Source organism: Tenacibaculum lutimaris, assembly GCF_003610735.1.
GTDB lineage: Bacteria > Bacteroidota > Bacteroidia > Flavobacteriales > Flavobacteriaceae > Polaribacter > Polaribacter lutimaris.
This window is the reverse complement of sequence record NZ_RAQM01000009.1, coordinates 204,551-216,971: the sequence shown is the minus strand read 5'-3', so window position 1 is coordinate 216,971 and position 12,421 is coordinate 204,551. Positions and strand designations below refer to the sequence as shown.

Sequence of the window (12,421 nt, the reverse complement as noted above, 5' to 3'; positions counted from 1 at the left end):
ATTTTGGTCGACATTAAATTTTATTTCATGAACTTAACTACGATTGACTATACTTTTATCTTTATTTTTTTCAGCATCACATTAGGAATAGGAATTTGGGTTTCGAAAAAATCAAAACAAAGTACTTCTGAGTATTTTTTATCTGGTAGAAATATGCCTTGGTGGCTGTTAGGAGTTTCTATGGTGGCCACAACTTTTTCTACAGATACACCTAATTTAGTAACAGATATTGTTAGAACCAATGGAGTTTCTGGAAACTGGGTTTGGTGGGCCTTTTTACTAACAGGAATGTTGACTGTTTTTATTTACGCAAAATTATGGAGAAAGAGTCAATCAACGACAGATTTAGAGTTTTATGAGCTTAGGTACGGAGGGAAACCAGCTAAATTTTTAAGAGGATTTCGATCATTATACCTTGGGATATTTTTTAATGTTTTGGCAATGGCTGGTGTAACCTTAGCTGCTATAAAAATAGGAGAGGTAATGTTAGGTTTAACACCAATTCAAACAATAGGAATTGCTTCTGTGGTTACTGTTATTTTTAGTGCTATTGGCGGATTTAAAGGAGTGGTGTACACCGACTTTTTATTGTTCTTTGTAGCTATGATAGGGGCTGTTGGAGCGGCAGTAGTTTCTGTAAATCATCCTGAAGTAGATGGGTTAGAGAATTTGTTAACACACCCTAACGTCGTAGATAAATTATCAATTTTACCAGATTTTAATAATAAGGAATTGCTTATATCAATTTTTATTATTCCCTTAGCAGTACAATGGTGGAGCGCCTGGTACCCTGGAGCAGAACCAGGTGGAGGAGGGTATATAGCCCAAAGAATGTTAGCATCAAAAAATGAAAATCATGCTATTGGAGCAACTTTCTTTTTTAATATTTTACATTATGCTTTACGTCCGTGGCCATGGATTATTGTGGCATTGGCATCGTTGGTTGTTTTTCCTGACCTAGCAAGTATAAAAGAGGCTTTTCCGAATGTGTCAGATGACAAATTAGGGCATGATTTAGCGTATCCAGCCATGTTAACATTTTTGCCTAGTGGATTAGCAGGAGTTGTACTTACATCGTTAGTAGCTGCTTACATGAGTACAATTTCCACTCATTTAAACTGGGGAGCTTCTTATATAGTAAATGATTTTTATAAACAAAATATAAATCCAAATGCTAGTGAGAAAACATTAGTAAATGTAGGGAAATTAGCCACTGTTATTTTGATGGTTTTTAGTGCAATATTAGCGTTGTTATTTACCAATGCGTTAGAGATTTTTAAATTCATATTAATGTTTGGTGCTGGTACTGGACTTATTTTCTTATTACGTTGGTTTTGGTGGCGTATCAATGCGTGGAGTGAAATTTCGGCAATGATAGCATCAGGAATTTTTTCTTTAATATTTTATTTTAATTCTGAATATTTATTTGGAAATGAAGGAGTATTTGAAAGCTATTGGCAATTTCCGTTAGTGGTATTATGTACTACAATTGTTTGGGTGTTGGTAACTTTATTAACGAAACCAGAAGATGATGAAGTGCTGATTAATTTTTATAAAAAAATTCAACCTAAAAAAGCAGGGTGGATGTATGTGTTAATTAAAGCAAAAGAGAAGAATATAGTAATAGATGAGCAGAAAGAAACGGTTAATTTAAGTAATGGTTTACTAGCTGCTTTTACGGGTTGTATTTTAGTTTTTAGTAGTTTGTTTGCTACAGGAAATTGGATTTATGGAAACTATACAATTGCTATGGTATTAACAGGAATTGCATTTATAACAGTATATATTCTACTTGGCTTGTGGAAGAAGATTAAAGTGAATTTTCTATAAAACAGATTAAAATAAATACTAAAAAAAACACTAACTCATTACAAGTTAGTGTTTTTTTTAGTATAGATTAAATGTCTCTTAACATTTCTGATTTGTTGTTGTTTTTCCAAGTTCCACCAGTAAAATCTGGAACTTTAATAGAACTACTGTTTTGTGCTACAGATAACTCTGAAAGAGGTGTAATCGCACTCCATAAAACACTGTCATAAACATTAATATCTAGTGGTAATCCTTGATTTAAACATCTAATTAAGCGGTAAATCATTACAAAGTCCATTCCTCCATGACCTACTGAGTTATCCGAGATTTGTGTTTTTAGTTTGTCCCAAAGTGGATGATTATATTTTTCTCTATATTCTTTGTATTCTTCAGGCTTTAACCATTCGTGTCCCCACCAAGCTAATTCTTCATCATTAATATATAATTTAGAAGGATACCCTTCGTGTACAGCTTTTGTACCAACAACGGTATTTAAACGATCGTAAGGTCTACCTGTATGTACATCAAATTGAAGCATAATAGTTTTTCCTAATTTAGTTTTTATAATGGTGGTATTCATATCACCACACTTAATATTAGAAAACTTATTTATTCCTGCATGTTTGGCAGCGTCGCTTAAACTTTTTTCACGAGAACTCATAGATACCACATGGTCATATGTATCACCACGACCAATATCCATATACTGACTTATTGGTCCCAATCCATGTGTAGTATAAAAGTTACCATCTTTATTTAAGTGGTGTTTTATTCTCCATTGATCTTCATAGTATTTTTCATCTAATAAATGTTTGCGTAAATCATGAATATAAGCACCTTCAGCATGTGTTAAATCACCAAAGACACCTTGATTAACCATATTCAATACCCATAGTTCTTCGTTGTTATAACAACAGTTTTCTAACATCATACAATGTTTTTGAGTTCGCTCTGCTGTTTCTATCAACTTCCAACAATCTTCTAAGGTATAAGCTACTGGAACCTCGCAGGCAACATGTTTACCTTGTTCCATTCCGTATAAAGCCATTGGTGTATGCCATTCCCAAGGAGTAGCAATTATTAATAAATCAATATCATCACGTTCAACAACCTTTTTCCATTCTTCAGGATTTCCATAATACGCATCGGCTGTTTTACCATGTGTTTTTTGAAGATGTTCGTTTAGTTTGTCTGTTTTTTCTTTACGTAAATCAGAAACAGCTACAATTTCAGCGTTATCATTTTTTACCAACCAATCAAACATTTGCACTAATACTTGTCCTCGGTTTCCACAGCCAATAATTCCAACATTAACTTTGTCTATTTTTGGTACAGTTAAAGCAAAAGCACTTCCTTTTGCAGTTTTATTTAATAGAGGAATGGTTTTGTCGTTCGTCTCTTCTTTACACGAAATAGCAGTAGACAACCCAAAAAACATAGCAGCTTTGGTTGATAATGAGAGGAAATCTTTTCTGTTCATAAATAATTAGTTAATATTTGTAGTTTTATGTCTTTTTGTAAAGGTATTAATTAATTACTATTTTTACAGGCTGCAATTGACAACAACAAAATAATCAACTTTAAAAAATATGTATAATTCAAAAATTACAGGATTAGGTTATTATGTTCCTGAGAACGTAGTGACTAACGATGACTTGACTCAGTTCATGGAGACGAGTGATGAATGGATTCAAGAAAGAACTGGTATTAAAGAACGTCGTTGGATTGATCCAAAGACATCTGATGACTCTACATCAGTTATGGGTGCTAAAGCAGCTAAAATAGCTATAGAGCGTGCTGGTTTAACAAAAGATGATATAGATTTTATTGTTTTTGCTACGTTGAGTCCTGAATTATATTTCCCTGGAGGAGGAGTACAAATTCAAGACTTGTTAGATATGCCTACTATTGGAGCATTAGATGTTCGTAATCAATGTTCTGGGTTTATTTATGCAATGTCTGTTGCTGATCAGTTTATTAAAACTGGAATGTATAAGAATATCTTGGTAATTGGATCTGAAAATCATTCTGGAGGTTTAGAAAAATCTACTAGAGGTAGGGGAGTGACTGTAATTTTTGGTGATGGTGCTGGAGCAGCAGTTTTATCTCGTAGTGAAGAAGAGGGGAAAGGAATTCTATCGTCTCATTTGCATTCGGAAGGAAAGCATGCTAAAGAATTGGCATTAATAGGACCATCAACAGGAAGATGGGTTGATACTATTATTGAAGAAAACGACCCTGATGATACTTCATATTATCCATATATGAATGGACAATTTGTATTTAAACATGCAGTAGTTCGTTTTTCAGAAGCTATTATGGAAGGTTTAGAGGCTAACGGTTTGCAAAAAGAAGATATTGATATGTTAATTCCTCATCAAGCAAACTTACGTATTGCACAATTTATTCAGAAGAAATTCCAGTTGTCTGATGATAAAGTATATAATAATATTATGAAGTATGGTAATACTACTGCTGCTTCAGTTATCATAGCATTGACAGAAGCTTGGGAAAAAGGAAAAATAAACGATGGTGACTTGGTAGTATTAGCTGCTTTTGGTAGTGGATTTACTTGGGGATCAGTAGTGATTCGTTGGTAATTTTACTCTATATATAAAAACAAAAAAGCCGAAGTTAATACTTCGGCTTTTTTATTAAAACATGCCTCCTTGGGCTTCATTATTATCTCTGTATTTTCTGTTTTTACTCTTGTTTTTACCACTCCCAAAATTATAAGAGAAACCTAGGTAAATTGAGTTGTATTCTAAGATGTATTTTCCTTTTTGTGTAAATGGATTATTTGATATGTAATCAAAGTTTACATTATTAAAAATATCAGTACCCCTTAAGGTGATACTTCCTTTACCGTTTAATATCTTTAATCTAGCTGCAGCATTAATCATTGTATATGGTTGTAATATGTATTGAATGTTTTCACTCTTACCTCTAAAAATACCTGATAATTGGAAACTCAGTTTTTTTGAAGCTTTAAAAGAGTTACTTATACGTCCTTTTACTAAGGTGTTTTTTACCGTTTCAAAGTTACCGTTTAAAACACCTTGAGAGTCTTGTATATATGTTTCGAAAGAAGGGTTTAACGTCCACCATTTGGTTGGTTTAAGACTAGCAGAAAGTTCAATACCATAACTATCGGCATAATCGTAATTGGTAAATGAAGTAATGATTTTGTTAGGGTTTTGTTCATCTTGCTGTAATAATCGACCAATTTTATCATTTGTTCTTCGATAAAATGTTCCGAACGATATATAGCCTTTAGTGATTGTTTTAGTATAATTAAGCTCTAGAGAGTTAGTAAATTGTGGTTGTAGATTAATGTTTCCTCTTGATATAGTTAGAGGCGAAAACCATTCTTGAATAGGAGTTATTTGATAAGCAGAAGGTCTGTCAATTCTTCTACTATAAGCAAATTGTAACTTGTCTTTTTCATTAAAGCTGTATAGAACTGATGCTGAAGGATACCAACTAAAAATATTATTTCTTAAAAAGGTGTTTCCTTGTTCAGTGTTCGAAAAAAGAGCATCTAAATTAAATTGTTCTAATCTTATACCTGCTTGAATTGAAATTTTTTTGAACTCCTTGTTAAAATTTAGATATCCTGAATAAATATTTTTGTCATAATTTAGAGTTGTATTTCCTGCGGGTTCAAGAGCAGTAGAATTATTTATGTGTTCTCTATCAGTAAGTATTAAATTATAAAAATCTTGTTTTCTAAATTCAAATCCTAGTTCTAATTTTCCAGATTTTATAGGTTTTACATAATCAACATTAAATAACCAGAGTTTTCGTGTGTCTTTTATATTGTTTGTGTAATTGTACTCTTTTGAATTAGGATTGATAAGTTCTTCATTAATAGTTTTTTCAGGATTTCTTGTAAAAGAATGGTTGAGTTCAATTTCTAAATCCTGACCCTTATCATCAAAATTGTAGACATAATCAATGTTATAAGTTTCGTTTTTTTGATTGTAATCAGAAAAACTTTTGTTATTAAAAACTAGTGAGTTGTTTTCATGGACAAGAGTATTGGTAGCTAAACTATTTTTATCAAAATTTAGAGAAGTGTACATCGACAATACACTTTTCGAAGTAACATCTATGTCTACACCAAATTTAATATTATGGTTGTTTGAATTGTTCAAAAAGTCAAAATCTTGAGTTAAGTCAATGTCGGTTCTTTCAAAATCATTAAATGTTTCATAATCTCCCCAACTTGTATTGTAGTTTAGGTAAAAATTAGTTATACCTGTTTTATAGTTTGTATTTAAGGAAAGTTCAGGCCTTAAGTTTCTACTTTGTTTTATACCAGCTGATAAATTTCCATTAAAACCAATTTTGGTATTTTTTTTAAGGATTAAGTTAATAATACCACTCATGCCTTCAGGTGTATGCTTTGCTGAAGGGTTTGTAATTATTTCAACACTTTTTACAGAGTTAGATGGTATTTGTTTTAATAATTGAGCTGTATTTATGTTGGAAGGTTTTCCATTTACTAAAACTCTAACATTTTCATTACCACGTAAACTTATAGTTCCCGAAAGTTGATTAACATCAACTGAAGGAATGTTTTCAAGCATTTCTAAAGAGGTAGCTCCTGCAGCAGTTAAGTCATTACCTACATTAATAATTTTTCTATCAATTTTTTGAACAATAGTTGAAGTTTCTCCTTGTATTTCAACTTCATCTAATTGAGTAGTATTTTCTTCAAGAAAGATAGTTCCTATTTTACTGTTTTTGTTGAGATCAATTTTTTTTTCGAGCGGTTTGTAACCAATAAATTGAAAAGACAAGAGTAAACTTTCTTTAGGAAGTTTTTCAATTTTAAAATTACCTTTTTCATCAGAAACACCCCCTGTTATTATTTCGTTAGAAGTGTTTTTACAAGTAATAGTAACGAATGGTATTGGTTGATTGTTTTTTTTGTTTAAAATGGTTCCTGTTAGCTGTGAATTTTGAGCTAAACACAAATAAGTGCTTAGGAATGAAATTAGTATAAGCAATTTTTTCATATGTTGAAGGGAATGAAATTGCGCTAAAAATAAAAAAAAACGAAGTAAAATACTTCGTTTTTTTTAAATAATTTAAGAAGGTTAATGTTACATGAAGCCTCCTCCTCCTTGGTTTTCGTTATTATCGCGTTGTTTTCTTGCGCGAGCTTTGTTTTTTCCTCCACCAAACCTGTAGTTGAATCCAATATAAGCAGTTCTACTTTCCCATTTAAAACGTCCGTTTTGAACAAAAGGTCTTTCAGAGTTAAACTTAAATCTCATGTTATTAAAAATGTCATTAACTCTAAGATTAATATTTCCTTTTCCTTTAAGAATGGTATAGTTAGCTCCGATGTTAACCATTTTCATAGGGTCTACGTCCCATTGAATGTCTTCTCTTGGTCCTCTATACATTGCAAATAATTGTAAACGTAATTTTTTAGATACTGTAAAGCTATTGCTTATACGTGCGTTAAAAATGTCTGTTTTAACTTCAATAGTAGAAGCGTTAGGGTCGCTAAAATCAGTGGTTCCAAATTGTTTTTGAGAATAGTAGTCCATACTAGCGTTAGCTCTCCACCATTTAGCTATTTTATAGTTTACAGAGAACTCTAAACCATAAGCATCTGTGTCATCAAAATTGGCAAAAGTTAAAATCTGTTTAGTGTTGGTTTCATCTAAAGAATCCATGTAAGTAGCTCTATTGATTACATCAGTAATATTTCTGTAGAAACTACCTAAAGTTATAGATCCTCCTTTTACTTTTCGAGTATAGTTAAATTCAACAGAGTTCGTAAACTGAGGAACAAGCTCGGGGTTACCAACTGATGTGATTAAAGGAGTACTCCATTCTCTAATAGGGTTAACTTGTTGTATTCCTGGTCTGTCTACCCTTTTGCTATAGCTTAATTGAAATTGATCTGCCTCATTAGGATTATAAGTGAAAAAAGCTGAAGGATATACACTGAAAATGTCATCAGTAACTTTATCGTTTTTCACATCACCATTTACGTCTAGTCCTGTAAAGTTACCTTCAATTTCATATTGCTCAAGACGAGCTCCTAATTGCATAGATAGTTTACCAAACTGATGGCCATAGTTTACATAAGCTGAATAGATATCTCTGTCATAGCTAAAATAAGAGTCTCCTACATCTCTAAATGTTTTATTACCATTAATATCTTCTAATACAATTTGTTGGTTTGTAAGATTAATGTTGTCTGTACTGTTTACTCGATACTCTAAACCTAATTCAAGTTTGCCGTTTTTAGAGATAGGATTTGTATAATCTAAATTTAATAATGTACTTTTTCTATCATTATTAATATCATTGAAGTAATCAGGCTGAGTACCTTCTAAGAAATAGTTATTTAAATAGTTTGGCGCATCGTTTATAGAATAGTTAGCTTCAAACTCAATAGAGTGACCTTCTTTAGCAAAATCGTGTTTATAATTTACATTGTAAGCTTGATTATGACTTTCATTGTTTTGGGTGTTAGGAGAGTACTCTATTAAATCACCATTATTATCTGTAATTATAGCGCGTCCTTTAGCAAAAACATTAAACCAGTTTTGGGTTGTATAAAGCGAAAGGGTGTTTTTATCATCTAAATAGATGTCTGCTCCAATTTTAAATAAGTGTGACTCATCATCATTCTGAAAAACAAAGTCTTGATAGTTTTCACCAGGTCTATTAATGTATCCATAATTATAATTATCACCTCCTCTAAAGCCATAGTTTCCAAAGAAGTTTACTTTTCCTGTTTTATAATTCATGTTAGTAGAAGCATTGTAACGTACAAAATGACCAGCTTCAACCCCTGTGTTTACAGAACCATTGAATCCCATGTTGGCATTTTTATTAAGAATGATATTAATAATACCACTCATTCCTTCAGGGTTGTATTTAGCAGAAGGGTTCGTAATTAACTCAACACTTTTAATAGATGAAGAAGGAATTTGTTTTAATAATTCAGAAGCAGGAATGTTTGTAGGTTTTCCGTCTACCAGTACACGTACGTTTTCATTACCACGTAAGCTAATGTTTCCTGATTGACTATCAACACTTACTGATTGTACGTTGTTTAATAACTCTGAAGCTGTAGCTCCTGCAGAGGTTAAATCCTTACCAACATTAATTACTTTTCTGTCTACTTTTTGAGTTACCGAAGAAGTTTCTGCTCTTACTTCTACTTCATCTAAAGTAGTGCTATCTTCTTCTAAAGAAATGGTTCCTAAGTCTACTTTATTCGATTTATTACTAACTGAAATAGGTTTTGAGAAAGTTTTATACCCTATAAATTGAACTTCAACAAAATTATTCCCTTCAGGTATGTTTTTTACTGAAAAAAGCCCAGCATCATCAGTAATACCACCAGTAATAATTTTTTTGGCAGCATCTTTGATTATAATATTAACATAAGGTAGTGGTTGTTTGGTTGTTTGGTCAATTACTTTACCAGAGACGATTCCCGGTTTCGGAAGATTACTCTTGGGCATTTGAGCAAATACACTTGTGCTAAACACAGTTAAGAGTATGATGAATATGTTTTTCATTTGGTTGTTTTTTTAGATTGTTTTGATGCTTAATAGACTGCCTATAGAGTATTTTTGTTACTTTAGTTAACGTTGTTTAACGTAATATTAACATAAGATGAAAAAACGGACTTTAGTTCTCGGAGCCTCTTTAAACCCTACGAGATATTCCAATATTGCTATTAAAAGATTGAGAAGTAATGGTATAGAAACTTTGGCATTAGGTGTTCGGGAAGGTAGAGTAGGTAATGTTACTATAGAAGTAGAAAAGAAACTTTTTTCTGATATAGATACGGTAACTTTGTATTTGAATCCAGAACGTCAGAAAGAGTATTATGATTACATAGTAAGCTTACAACCACAAAGGGTTATTTTTAACCCAGGAACGGAAAATGTTGAGCTTATTAAAAAATTAGAAGATCATGGAATTAAAGCTGAAATAGCTTGTACTTTAGTTCTCTTATCAACAAGGCAGTATTAATTTAAAATTTCGATAGGAAAATCGTCTGTACTATATAATTTCCCTGCTTCGGCTAGTTCTACATTTTTAAAGATAGTTTGAGCTTCAGCTTTAAAATCTTCCAAATTATTGTACCTGCTAGAATAATGACCTATAACTAATTTTTTAGCATTTGCTTGATAAGCAATAGAAGCAGCTTGTTCAGCTGTAGAATGTTTTGTTTTCTCACACAAATCTTCTCTATCTTTTAAAAAAGTAGCTTCATGGTAGAGTAAATCAACATCTTTAATGATAGAAACAATACCTGGTTTGTATGCTGTATCACTACAAAAAGCATAGCTTAATGGTTTAGGAGGATCAATAGTAAGTTCTTCGTTAGGAACAACCTCTCCTGTAGAAAGAATAAAATCTTTACCCGCTTTTATGTTATGAAAATCACAAGTCTCTATTTCATTGTATTGCTGAATATTTTCAATATGTAACTTTCTAGGTTTTGGTTTTTCCGTGAACAAAAAACCGTTGGTATATATTCTATGATCTAAAGGAATAGTTCTTACAGAAATCTTATCATCTTCAAAGATAAGCTCACTTTCTTTAGAGTCTAATTCGTGAAAAATAATAGGATACTTGGTCCACGATTTAGAAACTTTTAATTGAAGTATTGTAACTTCTTTAATTCCTTTAGGACCATAAATATGCAGTTCTCTTTCACGGTTTAAAATACCAAAAGTTGAAATTAAACCAACTAAACCAAAGAAATGATCACCATGTAAATGAGAAATGAAAATATGGTTGATTTTAGAAAAACCAACCTTATATTTACGCATTTGTCGTTGAGTACCCTCACCACAATCAATTAAAAAATGTCGATTATTAATCTCTAAATATTGGGCAGTAGGGTAGGCATTAACTCTTGGGGTTGCAGAATGACAACCTAAAATAGTCAAGTGTAAACTCATTCATTTATTTTATTACAAAGCGTTTAGAAATAATTTCTTTATTGCTTTGTATTGCGTAAATGTACATTCCAGATTTTAAATCGTTACGTTGAAACGGAAAAGAATTACGTCCTTTAACAGCTTTTAATTCTTTGTTATAAACTGTTTTACCTAACACATTTCTAACAGTTAAAATAACTGTTTGATCGTTTTTAGCGTCAAAATAAATAGTAGTACTGTTTGTAAAAGGGTTAGGGGATGCAACCAACTTCTCGATTGATTTTTCTTGAGAAAAACCAACTGAAATTGCTAAGAAGAAAGTTAAAAATAGTATTTTTTTTACCATAGATTATCATTTAGGGGGAATGAATAATTACTAAAAAATAAGGTTAAAAACCTAAATCGCGTTGAATATCTTCCATTTCTATAACATCTTCTGCTTCTATTAAAGTAGGAACGATGTTAAAAGTTTCAGGAAATTCATCAATGTCTACATCTTTAGATACAACTACAAAAGACATGCCATTGTTTTGATGTTCATGAGCGTATTTCAAAAATAGCAAAATATTTTTGTTAGAGGCATTAAATTGCTCTGAAATTACAAGAATCAGGTTTTTTCCTGTAAGAGTAACATATTCTTTTTCAAAACTTTCTAAGAATTTTGAAAAGGAATTTTCATCAGAGGTTATTAATGTATAAGCTGTTTTATGTTCTGTTTTCATAGTTACCTTTTTATTTGTTGCGCTAACAAATAAATTACTGCCATACGTACAGCAACTCCATTTTCTACCTGATTTAAGATAATAGATTGGTTACTGTCAGCAACATCACTTGTTAATTCTACACCACGGTTTATCGGCCCAGGGTGCATAATAACAATCTTTTTATCAAGGTTGTCTAAAATTTCTTTATTTATACCAAAAAGCTGTGTGTATTCTCTTGTTGAAGGAAAATATTTAATATCCATACGTTCGTGTTGTACACGTAACACATTGGCTACATCACACCACTCTAAAGCTTTTTTAAGATTGGTTTCTACTTCAACTCCTAGGCTAGAAATATAACGCGGAATTAAAGTGGTAGGTCCACAAACTTTTACCTTAGCGCCTTGTAGTTGTAAAGCGAATATGTTTGATAAAGCTACACGTGAATGTAAGACATCACCAACAATTACAATTTTCTTTCCTTTTAAGTCACTATTTAAAGCTTCTCTCATAGAAAAACTATCTAATAATGCTTGTGTAGGATGTTCGTGTGTACCATCACCAGCATTAATAATTTTAGCATCCACATGGTTCGATAAGAAAATTCCTGCTCCTACATTTGAATGACGCATTACAACAATATCAACTTTCATTGATAAAATGTTGTTTACAGTATCAATTAAAGTTTCTCCTTTTTTTACTGATGATTGTCCTGCAGAAAAATTAATAACATCTGCAGATAAACGCTTTTCAGCTAATTCAAAAGAAAGTTTTGTACGGGTACTATTTTCAAAAAATAAGTTGGCAATAGTAATATCACGTAATGAAGGAACCTTTTTTATAGGTCTGTTAATGACTTCTTTAAAATGAGCAGCGGTTTCAAAAATAAGCTCAAGGTCATTTTTGTTAAGGTATTTAATTCCTAATAAATGTTCAACGCTTAACTGCTTCATCTTAGTTTATTTTTTTAAT

The 12,421-nt window shown here is 31.6% G+C and carries 10 protein-coding genes; 3 read left to right on the top strand and 7 right to left on the bottom strand.

Annotated features, from left to right (window positions below; translation table 11 throughout):
- Positions 1-27: 27 nt before the first annotated feature.
- Complete coding sequence (locus C8N26_RS09360; RefSeq protein ID WP_120187055.1) at positions 28-1,830, top strand: sodium:solute symporter family protein; 1,803 nt, start codon at positions 28-30, stop codon at positions 1,828-1,830.
- Between the two features lie 67 nt (positions 1,831-1,897).
- Here the strand turns inward: C8N26_RS09360 and C8N26_RS09355 are convergent, their stop codons facing one another.
- Entirely contained in the window at positions 1,898-3,289 is a 1,392-nt protein-coding gene (locus tag C8N26_RS09355) for a Gfo/Idh/MocA family protein (RefSeq protein ID WP_120187054.1), read from the bottom strand.
- 109 nt (positions 3,290-3,398) lie between these two features.
- Here C8N26_RS09355 and C8N26_RS09350 point away from each other — a divergent pair, with 109 nt between their 5' ends.
- Positions 3,399-4,409, top strand: a complete 1,011-nt coding sequence (locus C8N26_RS09350; RefSeq protein WP_028890988.1) for a 3-oxoacyl-ACP synthase III family protein — start codon at positions 3,399-3,401, stop codon at positions 4,407-4,409.
- 54 nt (positions 4,410-4,463) lie between these two features.
- On the opposite strand, the gene C8N26_RS09345 is transcribed toward C8N26_RS09350, so the two are convergent.
- Together C8N26_RS09345 and C8N26_RS09340 are read right to left on the bottom strand one after the other, a co-directional pair.
- A complete protein-coding gene (locus C8N26_RS09345) occupies positions 4,464-6,833 on the bottom strand; it encodes an outer membrane beta-barrel family protein (protein ID WP_120187053.1) in 2,370 nt (789 codons plus the stop codon).
- Positions 6,834-6,920: 87 nt separating this feature from the next.
- Positions 6,921-9,368: a TonB-dependent receptor domain-containing protein gene (locus C8N26_RS09340; RefSeq protein WP_120187052.1), complete on the bottom strand. Its 2,448-nt coding sequence runs from the start codon at positions 9,366-9,368 to the stop codon at positions 6,921-6,923.
- A 97-nt stretch (positions 9,369-9,465) separates the two neighbouring features.
- Between C8N26_RS09340 and C8N26_RS09335 the strand changes: the two genes are divergently transcribed.
- The gene (locus C8N26_RS09335; RefSeq protein WP_120187051.1) at positions 9,466-9,828 is read left to right on the top strand and encodes a CoA-binding protein; all 363 of its coding nucleotides are present in this window, start codon (positions 9,466-9,468) and stop codon (positions 9,826-9,828) included.
- On the opposite strand, the gene C8N26_RS09330 is transcribed toward C8N26_RS09335, so the two are convergent.
- From C8N26_RS09330 to C8N26_RS09315, 4 genes are read right to left on the bottom strand one after another with little or no spacing between them, the layout of a single operon-like run.
- On the bottom strand, positions 9,825-10,766 hold the full coding sequence (locus tag C8N26_RS09330) for a ribonuclease Z (protein WP_120187050.1): 942 nt from the start codon (positions 10,764-10,766) through the stop codon (positions 9,825-9,827). The genes C8N26_RS09335 and C8N26_RS09330 overlap by 4 nt on opposite strands.
- A gap of 4 nt (positions 10,767-10,770) precedes the next feature.
- The gene (locus C8N26_RS09325; RefSeq protein WP_120187049.1) at positions 10,771-11,091 is read right to left on the bottom strand and encodes a T9SS type A sorting domain-containing protein; all 321 of its coding nucleotides are present in this window, start codon (positions 11,089-11,091) and stop codon (positions 10,771-10,773) included.
- Positions 11,092-11,134: 43 nt separating this feature from the next.
- On the bottom strand, positions 11,135-11,467 hold the full coding sequence (locus C8N26_RS09320) for a hypothetical protein (protein WP_028890994.1): 333 nt from the start codon (positions 11,465-11,467) through the stop codon (positions 11,135-11,137).
- A gap of 2 nt (positions 11,468-11,469) precedes the next feature.
- Entirely contained in the window at positions 11,470-12,402 is a 933-nt protein-coding gene (locus C8N26_RS09315) for an aspartate carbamoyltransferase catalytic subunit (protein ID WP_120187048.1), read from the bottom strand.
- Positions 12,403-12,421 lie beyond the last annotated feature (19 nt).